Below are 18,357 nucleotides of genomic sequence, written 5' to 3'. Positions count from 1 at the left end.
CTAGAATGGTCAGCGCCACCAGAGAGGACCAGATGGAACAGTTCACGGTCGACACGGCCCTCATCAGGGACACGACAGCCAACCTCACCGTCATCCAGAGCGAGTTCGACGCCGCGGAGAAGCACACCGCGTCGGCCGCCGACGTGATCCCCCACGAGCTCCTCGCCCGGACCCTCCAGGAGTTCTCGAGCGGCTGGGACACCAGGCGCTCGGAGTTCTCGGAGGCGATCACCACCCTGAACGGGATGGGCACGGCGATCGCCGACCACTTCGAAGGCTGGGAGGCCGACCAGGCCGCAGCCGCCGGCGGAGACGGAGACGAAGGATGAGCCCGATCCCCGGCGACCCCGGTTCCATCCGCACCTGGGCGACCACCTACGGCGGGATCGCCGACACCATCGTCGAGGCCTCCTCGCAGCTGCAGTCGCTGGAACTGGGCGAACAGACGAGCATCGCGGTCATCGAGTACCACGACAACGCGCAGTACCTCGGGGAGAACATCGCGCTCACAGAGCCCCGCTACCGCGCGGTCCACGAGGCGCTCACGTTCTACGCCGACGAGCTCGAGGCAGCCCAGCAGACCGAGCGCGACGCGATCGCCGCCGCGGAGGCCGCGGAGACCGAGCACGCGAGCGCGAACAGCGACTACCTGACGAAGTGGGAGGCCGCGGACACGGCGGCCCACGATCCGGCTGCGACCGACGCCGCGGAGACGAGGACCGCCTCCGACGCCGCCTGGTACCGATTGGAAGAGGCCCGCATCGCGCAGGGGCAGGCCCAGGTGGACCTCGAGAACGCCCAGATCCGCGCCGAGAACGCCGGACGCACCGCCGCCTCGATGATCACCACGGCCGTCGACGGCGACGGCATGAACGACACCTGGTGGGACGACTGGGGGAAGGGCCTCTACGACGTCCTCTCGGTGGTCGGCATGGTCATCGTCGGAGTCGTCGCCGTCGTCGCGATCGTCGGCCTCGTCCTCGCGACGATCGGTACCGCCGGTATCGCGCTTCCGGCCGCCGTCGTCGCCGCCGTCGGGGTCGTCGCCGCTGCCGGTGTGGGCATCGCCGCCCTCATGGGCCTGATGACGGGCGGTGCGATGCTGTCGGGCGAGAAGGGCTTGGAGAACCAGCTCATGTGGGACGCGATCGGGTTGCTGCCCTTCTCGAAGTTCCTCAAGGGCCCGATCGCGAAGGTGCTGCGGAACATGGACCTGCCGGCGACCGGGCCAGGCTCGCTCGCCGGCGCGCCCCGCATCTCCGGCACGACGCCGACCACCAACCGCTTCATCGACGCCGCCGGGCGTGGTGGCGAGACGCAGAAGGCCGCCGTCGAGTTCTACCTCGACAACCAGGTGGACATCTTCGCCTCGGTCGGGCTGGAGGCAGGTCAGAACATCACCGCGGGAACGCCGTCCCTGCTGCCCGACCTCACCCCGAACGACCAGGCGCCGAACGCCCACCAGGAGGGATGGCACCCCGGCGACTCGCAGTACGTGCCGCCGGACGAGTACCGCCTCGACCCGTTGGTGCCCGACTTCGGCACGCCGTCGACCGTGTTCGGTGGTGGCGGCAATGGGACCGGTGTACAGCCGCCGCCGACGGTCAGCCCGTACCCGCTCACCCTGCCGGGCTCCTCGCCGGTCGTCCCCGGCGGTCAGACCTACGGCCCGGCGAACCCGACCGTGCCGGACACCGGCACTGGCACGGGCACGGGCACGGACGGTCAGGGATGACCGCGCCGACCCCGTCCGTGATCACCGTCCGCCTCGACGGCGTCGACCTCGACCGCTGGATCTGGGTTCCGCACGCCTGGCCCTACGAGGGGTTCACCGACCCGCGGGGCTGGGCGGACGCCGCGGCGAAGCGTGTCGCACGCCGGTCAGGGTTCGCCTTCGTGAAACGAGCCGCGCTCCGCGACGACCTCATCGAGATGTCGAGGAGCCGGGACAGCGTCGGCGCTCATTGGACGGTCGCCTACGCCCCGGACCTCAGCCGCCCGGCGCGCATCGCCCGCATCGAGGTGCACGACAGCCGCGTGGGGACGTACCGGAGTCTCGAGCAGTTCATGCAGCTCGACACCCCGGGTCTCGAGGGCCCACCGGTCGTCGAACCGTTCGTGTCGCCCCACCTCGGCGAGGGCATCACGGCGATCATGCACCAGCGGAACACCGACCGGACGCTCTCCGCAGTGCGCTCGTACGGCTGGACCCTCCCCACCTGCTGGGTGTCGATGTACTACGCCGACTTCGACCTCGGGTTGATGGAGCGCCTGCGGCCCGAGTTCGATGCGCTGGCACGGGCGTTGCAGGTCGACGAGCAGGTCGTCGACTCGTGAGTTCGACGCGACCCTCCCATCCGAGCGGTGCGGGCGTCCGAGCGGTTCCGCGGCGGACACAGCTCGCCCTCGCCGTCCTCGGCCTGACGATCGTCGGCTGGCTCGTCGGCTGCGTCGTGCCGCTCGCGTTCTCCAGCGCGGGGTCCGTCCCCTGGACGCCGTCGCCGGTCTGGTACCTGGTCGTGCCCGTCCTGTTCCTCGTGGCCTCGATCGAGTTGTCCTGGTGGGCTCGACACCGACGCACGGCTCAAGCGTTCGCAAGCGTGATCAGTGGCCTGCAGCTGGCGGCGATCCTCATCTGCCTGAGGGTCGCGGACGCACGCCCGCTCGACGCCGCATGGCCGCACGACCTCAGCACGGCGGTCTGGATCGGCATCGGGTGCATGGTCGTCGGCCAGGGGTTCGCGTACCTCGCCGAGCGCTCGGCCGCTCGTCACCGCGGGGTGGTCTCGTGAGCGTTGCTCGTCGCTACCGGTTCGTCCTCCCGGCCGGTTGGGGGTATCTGGCTGCTTCGGAGAGCGTGGAGGCCGCCGTCGCCAGACTGGTTCCGGACGACGGACCCACCGCCGGACGGGCCGCCCTCGCCAAGCTCCGCCCCGTCCTCCGCCAACAGTTACGATCACTCCGCGGTCGAACTGTCGCGAGCGGCGGCGTCGACATCCTGCTGCCGGTCGCCCCTCGTGCCGGCGCCATCATCCCGGCGAACATCGTGATCGCACGGCCCGGTGCCGAGGAACGGTCGGAGTACGCATCCGGCGGGCTCCCCACCGGATGGGCGTCGGCGGAAGGAGGCGCTGATCGCTCCGAACGCCGCGCCGACCTCATCGGCGAGCTGCCCGTGACCCGCCACCTCCGGGTGCGCCGGGAACAGACCGACGAAGCCGGCACGACCGCCGACCTCATCCGAGTCGACTACTTCATCCCGGTCTCGCCCGAACGCGAACGCGAGCTCGCGCTCATCGTCAGCGCGACGGTGCTCGGCCGGGTCGGCGACGAACGCCTCCCGCCGTCGACGGTCGAGGTGCTCGTGACGCTCGTCGACGCGATCATCCACACCTTCCAGTGGGAGGAACCGCCCCGCTGAACCGCCCCGTGGCCGGATGGCGGACGTTCGTCCCCTCGCCCGGGCACGGGCGAGGGGACGTGGAGTCAGCGTCGGACGATCATGATCCAGGAGAGCTGCACGTCGGTGCCGCCGCCCGAACCGACCGGATCGAGGGTGATCGACAGGCGGCCGTCCGCGTCCGGCTGCACGGACGACAGCGTCGCCACGGTCGGAGTGCCGGTGATCGGTTGCGCGCTGAGCAGCGTCGCACCGTTCGCCCCGATGTCCGCGCGCCGGTTGTCCGCCCACTGCGACCACGGGTCGTACAGCCCGACGTACACGTCGTAGCTCCCCGCGTCGAGGGAGTCGAACGCGTACTCCAGGGTGCGGTCGGTCGCGGAACTCGCGACGTAGCGGAGCGACTCCGAGAACGGCCCGTCGGTCGTGCCCGTCTCCGCGCCGACGACGCCCCAGTTCGCGCCGGTGGCCGCGTCGGCCCCGAGCGTCCGGTCGGACGTCGAGTTGAGCAGGGTGCCGTCGGCGTCCGCCACCGAGCGGATCGCGTCGTACTCGGGCGACGCCGATCCCCCGGCGTCGACGAGGTAGACGAGGCCCTTCGGGACGACCGTCACCTGCCGGGTCACCGGGCGGGACACGCCCTCGACCATGCCGGTGAGCGAGACCGGGCCGGGGACGGCGAGCGCCGCGGTGTCCCAGGTGATCGCTCGCGTGGTCGTCGTGCCACCCTCCGTGACCTGCGCCTCGGTCGGCAGGGTGCTCGCATCGCCGAGCCGGACGGTCGCCGGCACGTCGACGTCGACCGCGACCTTGCCCTTCCCCTCGAGGTCCGCGAGCGTCCACTCGTCGTACCACTTCAGGGACAGGGATCCGTCGTCGCCGAACTCGAGCGGGAGCCAGACGGCCGGCGCGTTGCGGAGGTCGGACGGCGTCCAGCGGTCACCCATGTAGATGAACTTGCCGGCGGCCGCGTCGATGGGGATCACGGACGTGCTCTGGCTGCCGTGGGTCGTCGACGCACCGGAGCCGCTCACCGGGTTACCGTGGTCGGTCCACTCCCCCAGCATCGAGTCGGCGGTGGCGTACTTGGCCGGGTTGGGGTTCCAGCCGGTCGCGCCCGAGGTGATGAGGTAGTACGTGCCGTCGTAGACGAACACCGCCGGGGCCTCGCGCTGCCCACCGATGTAGGTGCGGGTGAAGTCCTCGCCCCTCACGGCGCGGTCGACGGGTGCCGACAGGAACATGAAGTTCGACGACAGCTTGGAGATGAAGAGGGTCAGGTTCTCCTCGCTCGCGTAGATGATGTAGCCGGTGCCGTCGACGTCGGTGAAGAGGTTCATGTCGCGGGCCATGCCGGGGCTGTCGGGCTGGTAGTTGGGCTCGCCCTCCGGCGCGACGTTCAGGCGGTAGCTGTCCACGAAGCGGAACGGGCCGGTCGGTGAGTCGGAGACCGCGACGCCGGCGGTCGCCTTCGCGTACTGCGCGTCGGACGTCGCGCTCGGGCCGTCGGTGTGGATCCACATGACCCACTGTTCGGTTGCGGCGTTGTACATGACCTTCGGCCGCTCGAGGATCGCTGCGGGGACGGCCGGGTCGCTCGGGACCGTCAGGAGGTCGCGGACGACCGCCGCGCGTTGCCGGGCCGTGTAGTCGGCGTACAGCTCGGCTGCGGCAGGATCGGTCGTGAGCTGGTCGACGGTCGACAGGGCCTGCAACGCCAGACCTTCGTCGGTCCAGTTGTAGAGGTCGCGCGAGGAGTACACGTGCACCCCGCGGCTGCTCGCGTAGCCGTTCCACCGGTCTTCGCCGTACCAGTAGTAGATCGGCTGGCCGTCGGCGTCCGTCGACGGCACGACCTGCCCGCCGTGCGCCTGGATCGGGTTGCCCTGATCGTCGACCCAGGCCTGGCCCGGGCGGAACGAGTCGTAGGTGACGATCGGCCGGAGTGCGGTGCGTGCGGCACCGAGCGCGTCGTAGGCGGCGGTGAGTGCCGCGGTGTCGGTCGACCCGGCGTCCACGAGCGCCTGGGCGTCGGCGATCGCCGCGTCGAGGACGGCGAGCGAGTCGGCGACGTAGCCGGCGCGCTGCCCCTCGTCGAGCGTGACGGCTCGGATCTTCGCCGCGAGCACCTCGGTGGACGCCGTGTGCGGCGCTCGGATGACGAGGTAGTTCACCGCGGGGTCGGTGTAGGTGTTGGTCCGACCCGCCGGGCTGTGGACCTCGAGGTCGAGGGTGCCGTCGTCGACGCTCACCGTGAGCTGCTGCTCGAGGAGCGCACCGGCCGGCGCGGTGACCTGGGCGAGCGTCTCGCCCTCGGCCTTGAGGTCGAGCGGTCGTGCCGCCCAACCGCTCGGCAGGTTGAACCCGAGGGTGACCTCGTACTTGCCGGCCGGGAGGTCGAAGGCGTAGTCGACCGACCGCGTCGGGAGGGAGCTGCCCGCGGGCGGTGCGTCGTACCGGAGGGAGGCGGTCTTCTCGGTCCCGGAGGAGCTGTTCGCCGTCGGGTTGCTGTTCGCGTCGGCGACGAATCCCCAGGACGCGCCGGTGGCGGCGTCGACCCCGTAGGACTGGTCGGTGCGTGACTGGTACAGCCCGATGTGGTCGCCGGCGGAGACCGCGTCGGTCACCGTGCTGCCGGCGTTCGCGAAGTAGAGGACGAAGTCGTTGGCGACGAGTTCGTCGACCGTCGGGCTCGGGTAGCTCGGTGCAGCCTCGGCGCGTGGTGCGTCCGCCGTGACGAGGGCGCCGGAGAGCCCGAGCGCGAGGACGACCGCGCCCGCGACGCCACTGCGCCCGACACCGCCGCTGGAGGAGGCGTCCTCGGCGGCGCTCGAGGCCACGACCCGACGACGGCGGAGGATGAGCAGTGCACCCGCGAGCAGGAGCACCGCAGCAACGACCACCGCGGCGGCGATCGAGACACCCGACACGGCGAGCCCACCGGCACCGCCCGCATTCGTGCCCGAGCCCGGCTGACCGACCCCCGGGGCCGCCCCGGGCTCGCCGCCCGGCCCGGTTCCGGGATCGGTGCCGCCGGGCAGGGAATCGACGGTGTTGCCAGGGCCGCCGTTCGTGCCACCGGCGACGGGGACCGCACCGGCCGCGGCGACGGCACCCGTCTCGCCGAGCGCGACACCCGCCGCGAGCAGACCGTCAGGCAGTGCCGCACGGGCATCGGCGGCACCCCAGACGGTGACCGATCCGTCGGCGGCGATCGCCCCGGACAGGTACGGACCCGCGAAGACACGGACGACGTCGACCCCGTCGAGGGACGCCGGCACCTCGCTCTGGCCGGAGTCGTCCGCGCCCCAGGCGAGGACGGTGCCGTCGGCGGCGAGGGCGAGCGTGTGGTCGGTACCGGCCGCGAGCTGCACGACGTCCTCGTCGGCGAGAGCCGTCGGGAGCTCGAGCTGCCCGGCGTCGCTCCGCCCCCAGGGGACGACGTCACCGTCGGCGGTGAGGGCGACGGTGAAGCCGGATCCGATCGCGACGTCGGTCACGCGTGCACCGTCGAGCGCGGTCGGGAGGTCGTTCTGTCCGAACGCGTCGTCACCCCAGAGCGCGAGCGTGCCGTCGGCGCGGACGGCGGCCGAGTTCGGTCCGCCGGCGGCGATGCGGAGGACCCGGTCGAGTCCTGCCGGGACCGTGGCCTGGCCGTCGGCGTCGCGGCCCCAGGCGGTGACGGTGCCGTCGGCGGCGAGCGCAAGCGAGTGGTTCGTGCCGGCCGCGACCTGGGTGATCGTCCCCGTGAGGCTCGGGACGGTCGCCTGACCGAAGCCGTCGGCGCCCCACGCGAGTACGGTGCCGTCCGCACCGAGCGCGACGGCGTGGCCGAGACCGGCGGCGACACCGGTGACCGGAGTGCCGACGAGCTCCGCGGGAGCCGCCGGGTCGCCCCAGCTGAGCAGGGTCGCCGCGGGCGCCTCGGCAGCGGCCGCGCTCCCGGCTGTCAGGGCAGTGGTGCCGACGATGGCGACCGCCAGGAGCCCGGCGGCGAGACCACCCCGCCGCAGGACGGCGGCACCTCCATCCGGTGTCGATCGGTCGGGTCGTCTCGTCGCTCGTCGCATGCTGCGGCGTCCTTTCACGTCATCGTGGGGTGCTGCGGAGGTGGTGCTCAGGTGCTGCGGCCCTTCGACAAGCTCAGGGACCGGGGTTGAGGTCAGGGACCGGGACAGGGGTCAGGGACCGGGTGGTGCGGTCGGCGCCGCGTCTGTGCGGGCGACGCCGACCGGATCGTGGGCGGCTAGAACTCGGTCGGGCCGAGCGAGGGGCGGGCGAGGAAGGAGAGCGTCGGCGTCGTGAGCGCATGGAACTCGAACACCGTGAAGCGGTTCTCCCCGGCACGGAGCTGGCCGCCGGGGACGTACAGCGTGTGCTGCGGCCCCCGCGACCAGTAGCGGCCGAGCAGGAAGCCGTTCACCCAGACGAGCCCCTTGCCCCAGGCTGCGGTGTCGAGGAACAGGTCGGTGGGCGCGTCGAGCGTGACGGTGGCGGTGAGGACGACCGGCCCGGCACCGCTGATCGTGGCGCCGGACGTGCGCGTGGCTGCGGCGTCGACGACGGCATCGAGCCGGTCGAGGGCCACGGGCGCGATGCCCCACGACGTGAGTTCCACGCCGTCGAGCGACACGGGCCCGATGATCCCCTTCGGCTCCCCCAGGCGCTTGCCGTAGTTGACGCGGCCCTGGTTCTCGAGGAGGAGTTCGAGCGTCTCACCCGGCGGGATCACGATGGACCGCTCCTTGAACTCGCGGGTGAGTGCACCGACCGGAACGCCATCGACGGAGACGACCACGCGGTCGCGCACCTCGGCGAACCGGAGCACCCCGCCGCGTCCACCGAGCGACGCCCGGTACCGCGCCAGACCGCTGAACGCTCCGAGTTCGTCCATCGTCGGGATCCGGTCGAACGCCTGGAGCGGCGCGATCTCGTCGGCCACGTCTGCGAACGGGACCTCCTGCTCGAAGGACGCGGTGAACGCCGGGGCGTCCGTCGCCGCCGGTGGGATCTCCGTCGGCACCTCGGCGTACTTCGCGATCACGTCGCGGAAGGCGAAGAACTTGTCCGTCGGGTGGCCGGCCTCGTCGAGGGGCGCGTCGTAGTCGTAGGAGGTGACGTGCGAGCGGTACTGGCCCTTGTCGTTCGCGCCACCGGTGAACCCGAAGTTCGTGCCGCCGTGGAACATGTAGATGTTCACGGACGCGCCGGCAGCGAGGAGGGCGTCGAAGTCCGCCGTCGTCTCGGCGATGGGCGTCGTGTGGTGGTGCTCGCCCCAGTGGTCGAACCAGCCGTCCCAGAACTCGGAGCACATGAGCGGCCCGGTCGGCTGGTGCTCACGCAGGGTCGCGAGGCGTTCGAGCGAGCGGCTGCCGAACGAGCCGGTCTTGTGGAGTTCGGGGATGCTGCCGTCCTCGAGCATCTGGGCCGTGGGCTGGTCGACGGTCGTCAGCGGCACGGTGATGCCGAGCTCGCGGGTCCAGTCGGTCAGCGTGCGAAGGTAGGCGTGGTCGTCGCCGTAGGCGCCGTACTCGTTCTCGACCTGCACGAGGATGACGGGACCGTCATGGTCGATCTGCAGCGGGGCGACGATCGGCAACAGCGCCTCGAAGTACTCGCGGACGGCGGCCAGGTAGCGCGGTTCGCTGCGACGGAGGCCGAGCTCGGGGTCGTGCAGCAGCCAGCCGGGGAGGCCGCCGTTGTCCCACTCGGCGCAGATGTAGGGGCCGGGACGCACGATCGCGTACATGCCGGCGTCGGCGACGAGGCCGAGGAAGCGTTCGAGGTCGTTCACGCCCGTGGTGTCGAACACGCCGCGCTCGGGGCTGTGCTGGTTCCACGCGACGTAGGTCTCGATGGTGTTGAGCCCCATGAGCTTCGCCTTCGCGATGCGGTCCGCCCACTGCTCGGGGTGCACCCGGAAGTAGTGGAGGGCTCCGGAGATGATCCGGAACGGCTGACCGTCGAGCAAGAAGTCGTCGTCGCCGATGGAGAAGGTGGGCATGCTGGGGCTCCGTGATGAAGGGGTGCGGATGGAGCGACCACGGCCGGCCGGAGCGGATCCCGGAGGACCCTCCGACCGGCCGCGGTCGATGGTGCTGGTGGTGCAGGTGCCGTTCGACTACTTCTCGGTGACCGTGAAGCCCTGCGTGTTGCCGTACTCGACGAGCTGCTTCTGCCAGTCGGCGAGACCGTCGTTCAGGTCGGCCTTGTTCGCGTAGGACTGTCCGACGGTGTCGGCGAAGATGCTGTTCGCGTAGACCTGGTACGGCAGGTACTGCCAACCGGTCGACACGTCCTTCGCGCCCTGCACGAGGACCTCGTTGATCTTCTGGCCACCGAAGTACTCGGGAGCTGCGGAGAGGAACTCGTCGGAGTTGAGGTCGGCGGTCGTCGCCGGGAAGCCGCCGTTGTCGAGGAAGACCTTGACGCTGTCCTCGTCGTTGTTCAGCCACTTGAGGAAGCCCGCGGCGAGCGCCGGGTTCTTGCTCTGCTTCAGCACGACCTGGCCACCGCCACCGTTCTCGGCGTTGGCGGGCTTGCCGTCGTAGGTCGGGATCGGTGCGACGCGCCACTGACCGGAGGCCTCGGCGACGGACGACTCGAGCACACCGGGCATCCAGGCGCCCGTGATGAGCGTCGCGATGCTGCCGTTGCCGAGCGACTTGTACCAGTCGTCACTCCATCCCGGGACCTCGGAGAGGAGGTCGCCGTCGACGAGCTGGTTCCAGGTGTCGGCCCACTTCTTGGAGCCCTCGTCGGCGAGGTTGACGCTCACCTTGGTGCCGTCGGCGGTGAACGGACGTCCACCGGCCTGCCAGATCATGCTGGTCGCGAAGCCGGAGTCACCGGAGTCGTTGGTGATGTACTTCGACGGGTCGGCCGTGTGCAGCTGGGCCGCTGCCGCGATGTACTCGTCCCAGGTGGTCGGCACGGCGATGCCGTACTGATCGAACACCGTCTTGTTGTAGAACATGGCCATGGGGCCGGAGTCCTGCGGGAGGGCGTAGAGGCCGTCGCCGATGTTGACGGAGCTCCACGGGCCGGGGCTGTAGTCGTCCTTCAGGTCGCCGAAGCCGTAGGCGTTGAGGTCGACGAGGGAGTCGCTGAGCGCGAACTGCGGGATGGCGTAGTACTCGACCTGCGCGACGTCGGGGGCACCCTTACCGGCCTTGATCGCGTTCTGCAGCTTCGTGTACTCGGTGGTGTTGGTGCCGGCGTTGACGAGGTTGACCTTGACCTTGGGGTAGGCCTTCTCGAACGCGGCGACCTGCGCCTCGGCGGAGGGCGTCCAGGACCAGTAGGTGATCTCGCCACCGGCTTCGAGGGCGGATTCGATGTCCTTGGCGTCGCCAGAGGCGGTGCTGCCGCCGCCGGACGAGCAGGCGACGAGCGAGGCTCCGATCATCGCGGACGCGACGGCCGCCGTGGCCGCGCGGCGCAGAACCGTGCGAGACGGTGAGATGCGCTTCATGGGTGTTTCCTTTCACTGCGTTGGGAGGAGGAGGTGATGCGGGTGGTGCGGGTTGGGAACGGCGGGATCAGCCCTTGACGCTGCCGGCACTCAGGCCGGACTGCCAGAAGCGCTGCAGGAAGAGGAACGCGATGACGATCGGGACGATGGTCAGGAGCGATCCGGTGATCACGAGGTTGAAGATCGGCTGAGCGGCGACACCGGTGGCCTGGGCGCTCCACTGGCTGAGGCCGACGGTGAGCGGATACCAGGTGGGTTCGGACAGCATGATCAGCGGCAGGAAGTAGTTGTTCCAGGTCGCGACGATCGCGAAGAGGAGCACCGTGACGATACCGGGGCCGAGGAGTCGCAGCGAGATCGTGAAGAAGGTGCGGAACTCCCCCGCGCCGTCCATGCGGGCGGCCTCGAGCAGCTCGGTCGGGACCGCGTCCACCGCGTACGTCCAGATGAGGTACAGACCGAACGGGCTGACGAGCGAGGGCAGGATGACCGCCCACGGCGTGTTCGTGAGGCCGAGTTGGCTGAACATCAGGAAGGTCGGGACGGCGAGGGCCGTGCCCGGCACCGCGATGGAGCCGAGGATGATCGCGAACACGGCGCGCTTGCCGGGGAACCGGAACTTGGCGAGGCCGTAGCCGCCGATCGTCGCGAGGAGCGTCGCCCCACCGGCACCGACCACCACGTAGAGCAGTGTGTTGCCGAACCAGCCGACGAACTGCCCGTCGCGGTAGGTGAGCGTGTCGACGATGTTCTGCCAGAGGTTGAACCCGCCGTCGCCGAACCAGAGGCCGAAGGAGGTGAAGAGGTCGGGCTGGGACTTCGTCGCGTTGATGACGAGCCACAGGATCGGGACGACCGAGTAGATGAGGAAGACGGCCATGACGATCGTGAGGACGATCGAGCGCTTGCGGCGCGGGTCATGGCGCTTCCGGGTGGGCCGGTCGAAGGCGCGCGGGTTGCGGGCGGTCCGGGTCGACACGGTCTGCGGGCGGACGGTCGGGTTCGAGACGGTGGCCATCAGCTGTTCTCCTGTCGGGAGCCGCGCACCTGCACGACGTAGGCGATGACGGCGGTGATGACGCCCATGATGATCGCGACCGTCGCCGCGAGGTTGAACTGCTGGCCGGCGAAGGACAGGTTGTAGGCGTACATGTTCGGGGTGAAGTTGCTCGTGATCACGTTGGGCGCGAGGTTCTTCAGCAGGTTCGGCTCGTTGAAGAGCTGGAAGGACCCGATGACGGAGAAGATCGTCGCGATGACGAGCGCTCCGCGGAGGGCGGGGATCTTGATGCTGAAGACGGTGCGGAACTGTCCGGCCCCGTCGATCTCGGCCGCCTCGTAGATCTCACCGGGCACGACGCGGAGGGCGGCGTAGAAGATGAGCATGTTGTAGCCCATGAACTCCCACGTCACGATGTTGCCGATGGAGGCGAGAACGGCCTGGGAGCTGAACGGCTCGAGGATCTGGGCACCGACGAGGTCGTTGAAGCTGCCGGCGAGACCGAACTGGTCGCCGTAGATGAAGCCCCAGATGAGCGCCGCGACGACGCCCGGGACGGCGTACGGCAGGAAGAGCGCGATGCGGAAGAAGGCGGCGCCGTGGAGCCTGGCGCTGTCGAGCGCGAGCGCGGCGGTGAGCGACAGGGCGAGCATGATCGGCACCTGCACGACGAAGAACAGTGCGACGCGACCGAACGGCTCCCAGAACTTCGGGTCCTGGAGCACCTGGGCGTAGTTCTCGAAACCGACGAAGGCGTTGCCGCCGATGAGCTTCTCCTGGAAGAAGCTGAGGTACAGCGCATAGACGAGCGGCGCGATGATCATCAGCGCGAAGACGATCATGAAGGGGGCGATGAACGCCCAGCCCTTCCAATCCCGGCGGTCGCGTCGGTGGACACGGACCGCTGGTGGCCGGCCGGTGCGAGCGGTCGTGGTGGTCATGGGCAGCTTCCTTGCTGGGATTCGGGCGGAACCGTCGTGCGGTGGAGCCGTGCGGGGGTGGGATTGCGGTGGATGTTTACGTCAACATCTGATCGGTACCATAGCATGTTCACGTCAACATGCAAGGATGGATGCGACGATAGGGAGACCATGACGGACACCACCCGGAGAGCGCCTGGCCGCGCCAGGCGAGCACCGTCGATGGCGGACGTCGCGGCGCACGCCGGCGTCTCCTCCCAGACCGTCTCCCGCGTCGCGAACGGGCTGACCAACGTCGACGACGGCACCCGCGACCGCGTGCTGGAGGCCATGAACGAGCTCGGCTACCGCCCGAACAAGGCCGCTCGCGCCCTGCGATCCGGGCGAACCCGCAGCATCGGGATCACGATGTTCACGCTCTCCTCCTACGGCAACATGCGCACCCTCGACGCGATCACGGTCCAGGCCGCACGGGCCGGCTACTCAGTGACGGTCGTCCCCGTCGAGTACCCGACGCAACGCGACGTCGCGGTCGCACTCGACAGCCTCCGCGAGCAGGACGTCGACGGCCTCATCATCGTCATCGAGTCGCACATCGTCGACGGCGCCGACGTCGAACTCCCCGCAGGTCTCCCGGTCGTCGTCATCGACTCCGCGGCACGCACCGACTACCCGGTCGTCGACAACGACCAGGCGCAGGGCGCGGCGCTCGCCACTCAGCACCTCCTCGACCTCGGGCACCAGGGCGTCTGGCACATCGCCGGCCCCCGCACCTCGTACTCGGCGGCTCGTCGCGAGCAGAGCTGGGCCGACACGCTGCGCGAGGCCGGCATCACGCCGCCGCCCGCGTTCCGTGGCGACTGGTCGACGACCTCGGGGTACGAGATCGGCCTCGAGATCGCCGAGCGCCCCGAGATCACCGCAGTGTTCGCCTCGAACGACCAGATGGCGCTCGGACTCCTCCGCGCCCTGCACGAGCGCGGCCGTGCCGTGCCGGAGTCGATCAGCGTCGTCGGCTTCGACGACACCCCGGAATCGGACTCGTTCTGGCCGCCGCTCACGACGGTACACCAGGACTTCGACGAGATCGGACGCCGGGCGATCACCACGCTCCTCCGCGAGATCGAGGAGGGCCCGCAGCTCTCCACCGAGCCCCTCACGCCGACGTCCCTCGTCGTCCGCGCGAGCACGGCTCCCCCGCCCGCGGTCTGAGCCTGCCGGGCTTCTGATCCGATCATTGAGCCTGTCGAAATGCCCACGGCGACACCTCGACCAGCTCGGCGAACGAATCCCCGGTCATTGAGCCTGTCGAAATGCCCACCTCCGCACTTCGACAGGCTCAGTGACCGGCGTAGGGGCCCCAGTGACCGGCGTAGGGGTCCCAGTGACCTGCGCAGGGGCCTCAGCCGGAACGGACCGGAATGGGGCCGCAATGACCGGACCCGCCTTGACACCCGAGCGAGGGGTCGCCCATACTCGTCGGAAATGTTGACGTGAACACGGTGGTTCGACGCCGCTGAATGTTCACGTGAACATCCCCTGCACCACGGCCTCCAACGAAGGAACCACCGATGACACTGCCGTCACCAGTCCGCCGACGAACGATCGGAGCGACGGTCGCCGTCGCCCTTGGCATCGCCGCGATCGCACCAGCACTCGCCACCGTGGACGCCGCATCTGCGGCCGCCGCGGAGAGCACGCCCCTCACCATCACCCCCAACCCCGCCTACCAGAACGAGGCGTTCGAGGGCTGGGGCACGAGCCTCGTCTGGTTCGCCAACGCAACCGGCGACTACCCCGCTGACGTCCGCCAGGACCTGTTCGACAAGGTGTTCGGCGAGGACGGCCTCAACCTCAACATCGCGCGCTACAACATCGGTGGCGGCAACGCGAGCGACGTCCCGCCCTACCTGCGGGCCGGCGGCGCGGTCGACGGCTGGTGGAACCCGGACCTCGCCGCGAGCGACGCCGACGGCCCCATCACCTCCGACTACGCCGACCGCGACCGCTACGCCGCCGCCTGGGACGCCGACGACCCGGCCTCCTACGACTTCGACGCCGATGAGACCCAGCGCTGGTGGCTCACGGCGCTCAAGGACAAGATCACCAAGTGGGAGGCGTTCAGCAACTCCCCGCCGTACTTCATGACCGAGAGCGGTTACGCCTCGGGCAACTTCAACGCCGCCGACGAGCAGCTGAAGCCGGAGAGCGTCGACGACTTCGTCGCGTACCTCACCACGGTCGTCGACCACCTCGAGGCCGACACGGGCATCGACTTCGACACCATCGACCCCTTCAACGAGCCGAACACCAACTACTGGGGCACCCAGATCGACGAGGCCACCGGTTGGCCGAAGGGCGGACGCCAGGAGGGCGCACACATCGGCCCGGCCATGCAGGACACCGTCATCAAGACCCTCGCCGAGCGCCTCGCCGCCGAAGGCACCTCGACCGAGGCCGTCATCGCGGCCATGGACGAGACCAACCCCGGCATCTTCGCGACGAACTGGAACGGCTGGTCGCAGACCGCCAAGGACCTCGTCACGCAGCTCAACGTCCACAGCTACGGCCAGGGCGGCAGCGTCGTCGCGCGCGACATCGCGAAGACCGCCGGGAAGCCGCTGTGGATGAGCGAGGTCGAGGGCAACTGGGACTCCAGCGGCAAGCACAACCTCACGAACATCGACAACGGCATCGGTATGGCGACGCACCTCATCGACGACCTCCGCAACCTGGAGCCGACCGCGTGGGTGCTCTGGCAGCCCGTCGAGGACCTCTACAACATGGAGAAGGTCGAGAAGCTCAACTGGGGCAGCGTCCTCATCGACTTCGACTGCAACGCCGAGGGCGACTCCGAGCGACGCATCGCCGACGGCGACGCCGACCCGAGCTGCTCCGTGAAGACGAACGCGAAGTACAACACGCTCCGCAACTTCACCCACTACGTGCAGCCCGGTGATCGCCTCATCCCGTCCACCGACGCGCAGACCACCACGGCGCTCCGTGCCGACGGCACCGGTGCGACCCTCGTGCACGCCAACCCGTCGACCTCCGCTCGGACGATCACGATCGACCTGTCGAAGTTCGCGGACATCGCTCCCGGCGCGACGGTCACGCCGATCGTGACGACGGAGTCCCCCGCGGACGACGTCACCGCCAACGCACTCGTGCAGGGCGACGCCGTGTCGATCGACCCGGTGACCAAGCAGGCGACGCTCACGGTCCCGGCGAAGTCGGTCACCACCTTCCTCGTCGACGGTGCGACCGGTGTCGCAGCCGACGCGGCACCGTTCCAGGACGGACACGCCTACCAGCTCGTCGGCAAGCAGAGCGCGAAGGCGTTCACCGCCGCAGCCACGACCGGGACCGTCCCGGCCGGCACGATCACCCCGCGTGCCTCCGACGCCACGACCGGTGCCGCACAGGTGTGGACCGCCGAGCGACTCTCGGGCGGCGGCACGAACACCGACCGCTACGCCGTCCGCAGCTCGTCCGGGGCACTCCTCTCCGCGAACTCCGCCGGCACCTCGCTCGTCGCTGCGACGCGGGAACAGGCTGCGGCCGACCCATCGCTGCAGTGGATCCCGACGACGACCAACGGCTCCGAATGGAGCCTCGTGAACGTCGGCACCAGCCAGGCCCTCGAGGTCGGCGGGCAGTCCACCACGACGGGCGCCGCCGTCGGCGTCTACCAGTCGAACAACGGCGCGAACCAGACCTGGAACTTCGTCGACACCGCACTCACGGGTGTGCAGCCGGTCACGGTGCAGACCGTCGCCGGCGTTCCGGCGGCGCTGCCCGCGACCGTGGTGCCGCTGTACGGCGCGGTCCAGGGCGCGCCGGTGCCGGTCACCTGGGACACCTCGGCCGTGGACTGGAACACGCCGGGCACGATCGTCGTGAACGGTTCCGGCACCGACGGGTGGGGTGCGGCGTTCACCGCACAGGCCACCGTCGACATCGGCGGCTTCACGACCACCGAACCGGTCTCCCTGACGGTCGCCGCAGGGTCCCCGGCGAGCGCCGTCATCGCTGCGGCACCGACGACGGTCCCGGCGCAGATCGGGGCGAGCGTCAACCGCTTCGACACGCCCGTCACGTGGGACTTCAGCACCCTCGACGACGCCGACCTCGCCGACACCGGTGTGGTGCAGGTGCGCGGCGCGGCTGCGTCGAACGACCCGGCCGCGGCACCGATCGACGCACTCCTGTCGATCATCGTCACGGCGCCCGGCGAGCGGAACATCGCACCGGACGCCACGACCGTCGCGAGCGCGACGTCCACCGAGTCCGGCTATCCCGCGAGCAACACGAAGAACGGTGTGCGGAACGACAAGGGCTGGTCGAACTGGCGTTCGTCGAACAAGCCGGCGAGCGACACGCTGAGCTACGAGCTCGGCGGTGAGCACACGATCGAGCACGTCACCTTCTACGCCTACAAGGACGGGAGCACCAACAGCTGGCCGAGTGCACTGACCGTGCAGGTCCGCGACGCCGACGGCGCGTGGATCGACGCTCCGGGTGGGGCGGTCGCCGTGCCGGTCCCGACCGATGGGACGGCTCCGGTCGTCGACGTCGACCTCGGTGGCGTCACGACGAGTGCGGTGCGCATCGTGATGACGGCGTACGCGAACACCCACCTGGTCGTCTCGGAGGTCGAGATCTACGCGCTCGCACCGTCGGTGGCGACCGAGGCGAGCCTCGCCGCGCTGCGGGTGAACGGCACACCGGTCGAGGGCTTCGATGCAGGCGTCCTCGAGTACGAGGTGCCGCTGGCAGGGTCCGCCGATCCGGTGGTCGACGCCGTCCCGGCCGACCGCGACGCGACGGTGACGATCGAGCCGCTCGAAGCGGCACCGGCGGCTGACGCTCGCGCTGCGGCTGACGCGACCGACGGTGTCGTCATCACGGTGACGGCGGCTGACGGCGTGACCACGCAGTCGACGACCATCACCTTCGCCCGGACGGCGGTCGCGACCGCGACGCTGTCGAGCGTGGCCCGCGAGGGCGTGCCGACGACCGCGGCAGTCGTCGTGGACCCGGAGGACGCGGCCGTCGTCTACGCGTGGCTGCTCGACGACGAGGTCGTGGACGGAGCTGACACGGCGACGTTCACGCCGCCCACCGGCAGTGCTGGTGCCGCGCTCGCGGTGCGTGTCACAGTCTCGGCCGATGGCTTCGCACCGGTCGAGACGACGTCCACACCGGTGACGGTGCTCGCTGCCGCGGTGGACCCCGGGACCGATCCCGGCACCGACCCGGGGACGAACCCCGGGACCGGTCCCGGCACGGGCTCCGGCGGCGGCGCGGTCGGCGGTGGTGACGGCACGAGCTCGCCCTCGGGCGGTTCGGCCACCGGCGCCGACTCGCTGTCGCGCACGGGTGTGGACGTGTCGAGCATCGGGCTCGTCGCGCTGCTCCTCGGCCTCGTCGGCTTCGCCTCGGTGCTGCTCGCGCGTCGCCGTCGCACCGCAGAGTAGGTCACTGCTGATGAACCCCGTCACCCGTCGTCGCGGGTGGCGGGGTTCGTCGCGTGTCAGCAGACGCGCGGTTCCCCGAGGGC

12 protein-coding genes are annotated in these 18,357 nt (G+C 70.1%); 7 read left to right on the top strand and 5 right to left on the bottom strand.

Going from position 1 to position 18,357, the window contains the following annotated elements:
• Window positions 1–32: 32 nt before the first annotated feature.
• Genes ACQG07_RS07070 through ACQG07_RS07050 form a run of 5 tightly spaced genes read left to right on the top strand, consistent with a single transcriptional unit; the run spans window position 33 to window position 3,421 of the window.
• A complete protein-coding gene (locus ACQG07_RS07070; RefSeq protein WP_124769903.1) occupies window positions 33–329 on the top strand; it encodes a hypothetical protein in 297 nt (98 codons plus the stop codon).
• Entirely contained in the window at window positions 326–1,735 is a 1,410-nt protein-coding gene (locus ACQG07_RS07065; protein WP_192005624.1) for a hypothetical protein, read from the top strand. The genes ACQG07_RS07070 and ACQG07_RS07065 overlap by 4 nt, the downstream gene beginning before the upstream one ends.
• Window positions 1,732–2,337: a hypothetical protein gene (locus tag ACQG07_RS07060; protein ID WP_426737867.1), complete on the top strand. Its 606-nt coding sequence runs from the start codon at window positions 1,732–1,734 to the stop codon at window positions 2,335–2,337. Before ACQG07_RS07065 ends, ACQG07_RS07060 begins: the two co-directional genes overlap by 4 nt.
• On the top strand, window positions 2,334–2,792 hold the full coding sequence (locus ACQG07_RS07055) for a hypothetical protein (RefSeq protein ID WP_426737866.1): 459 nt from the start codon (window positions 2,334–2,336) through the stop codon (window positions 2,790–2,792). Before ACQG07_RS07060 ends, ACQG07_RS07055 begins: the two co-directional genes overlap by 4 nt.
• Entirely contained in the window at window positions 2,789–3,421 is a 633-nt protein-coding gene (locus tag ACQG07_RS07050; protein WP_139382532.1) for a hypothetical protein, read from the top strand. Before ACQG07_RS07055 ends, ACQG07_RS07050 begins: the two co-directional genes overlap by 4 nt.
• A 65-nt stretch (window positions 3,422–3,486) precedes the next feature.
• Here the strand turns inward: ACQG07_RS07050 and ACQG07_RS07045 are convergent, their stop codons facing one another.
• From ACQG07_RS07045 to ACQG07_RS07025, 5 genes are all read right to left on the bottom strand, one after another.
• On the bottom strand, window positions 3,487–7,470 hold the full coding sequence (locus tag ACQG07_RS07045; protein WP_426737865.1) for a family 43 glycosylhydrolase: 3,984 nt from the start codon (window positions 7,468–7,470) through the stop codon (window positions 3,487–3,489).
• A 176-nt stretch (window positions 7,471–7,646) separates the two neighbouring features.
• Window positions 7,647–9,404 (bottom strand): glycoside hydrolase family 35 protein, encoded by a 1,758-nt coding sequence (locus tag ACQG07_RS07040; RefSeq protein WP_426737864.1) that lies wholly within the window; start codon window positions 9,402–9,404, stop codon window positions 7,647–7,649.
• A gap of 117 nt (window positions 9,405–9,521) precedes the next feature.
• Window positions 9,522–10,874 carry an ABC transporter substrate-binding protein gene (locus ACQG07_RS07035; RefSeq protein ID WP_426737863.1) on the bottom strand — a complete coding sequence of 451 codons (1,353 nt, stop codon included), beginning with the start codon at window positions 10,872–10,874 and terminating at the stop codon, window positions 9,522–9,524.
• A 67-nt stretch (window positions 10,875–10,941) separates the two neighbouring features.
• Window positions 10,942–11,892 (bottom strand): carbohydrate ABC transporter permease, encoded by a 951-nt coding sequence (locus tag ACQG07_RS07030; RefSeq protein ID WP_064296051.1) that lies wholly within the window; start codon window positions 11,890–11,892, stop codon window positions 10,942–10,944.
• On the bottom strand, window positions 11,892–12,815 hold the full coding sequence (locus ACQG07_RS07025; RefSeq protein ID WP_064296050.1) for a carbohydrate ABC transporter permease: 924 nt from the start codon (window positions 12,813–12,815) through the stop codon (window positions 11,892–11,894). Before ACQG07_RS07025 ends, ACQG07_RS07030 begins: the two co-directional genes overlap by 1 nt.
• Before the next feature lie 150 nt (window positions 12,816–12,965).
• Here ACQG07_RS07025 and ACQG07_RS07020 point away from each other — a divergent pair, with 150 nt between their 5' ends.
• The gene (locus tag ACQG07_RS07020; RefSeq protein ID WP_249404833.1) at window positions 12,966–14,006 is read left to right on the top strand and encodes a LacI family DNA-binding transcriptional regulator; all 1,041 of its coding nucleotides are present in this window, start codon (window positions 12,966–12,968) and stop codon (window positions 14,004–14,006) included.
• Between the two features lie 359 nt (window positions 14,007–14,365).
• Window positions 14,366–18,274, top strand: coding sequence for a glycoside hydrolase (locus ACQG07_RS07015; protein WP_426737862.1), 3,909 nt, complete (start codon window positions 14,366–14,368; stop codon window positions 18,272–18,274).
• Window positions 18,275–18,357 lie beyond the last annotated feature (83 nt).

It is taken from the genome of Plantibacter sp. 2H11-2 (genome assembly GCF_050031945.1).
In the GTDB taxonomy this organism is placed as follows: Bacteria; Actinomycetota; Actinomycetes; order Actinomycetales; family Microbacteriaceae; genus Plantibacter; species Plantibacter auratus.
Note: the sequence above shows the minus strand (reverse complement) of the source record. Positions and strands in the feature narration are given on the sequence as shown.

What these genes read in the sequence shown, in the direction of transcription:
- ACQG07_RS07070 (WP_124769903.1), top strand. Translation starts at nt 33, where the DNA reads ATGGAACAGTTCACGGTCGACACGGCCCTCATCAGGGACACGACAGCC.
- ACQG07_RS07065 (WP_192005624.1), top strand. Translation starts at nt 326, where the DNA reads ATGAGCCCGATCCCCGGCGACCCCGGTTCCATCCGCACCTGGGCGACC.
- ACQG07_RS07060 (WP_426737867.1), top strand. Translation starts at nt 1,732, where the DNA reads ATGACCGCGCCGACCCCGTCCGTGATCACCGTCCGCCTCGACGGCGTC.
- ACQG07_RS07045 (WP_426737865.1), bottom strand. Translation starts at nt 7,470, where the DNA reads ATGCGACGAGCGACGAGACGACCCGACCGATCGACACCGGATGGAGGT.
- ACQG07_RS07040 (WP_426737864.1), bottom strand. Translation starts at nt 9,404, where the DNA reads ATGCCCACCTTCTCCATCGGCGACGACGACTTCTTGCTCGACGGTCAG.
- ACQG07_RS07035 (WP_426737863.1), bottom strand. Translation starts at nt 10,874, where the DNA reads ATGAAGCGCATCTCACCGTCTCGCACGGTTCTGCGCCGCGCGGCCACG.
- ACQG07_RS07030 (WP_064296051.1), bottom strand. Translation starts at nt 11,892, where the DNA reads ATGGCCACCGTCTCGAACCCGACCGTCCGCCCGCAGACCGTGTCGACC.
- ACQG07_RS07025 (WP_064296050.1), bottom strand. Translation starts at nt 12,815, where the DNA reads ATGACCACCACGACCGCTCGCACCGGCCGGCCACCAGCGGTCCGTGTC.
- ACQG07_RS07020 (WP_249404833.1), top strand. Translation starts at nt 12,966, where the DNA reads ATGACGGACACCACCCGGAGAGCGCCTGGCCGCGCCAGGCGAGCACCG.
- ACQG07_RS07015 (WP_426737862.1), top strand. Translation starts at nt 14,366, where the DNA reads ATGACACTGCCGTCACCAGTCCGCCGACGAACGATCGGAGCGACGGTC.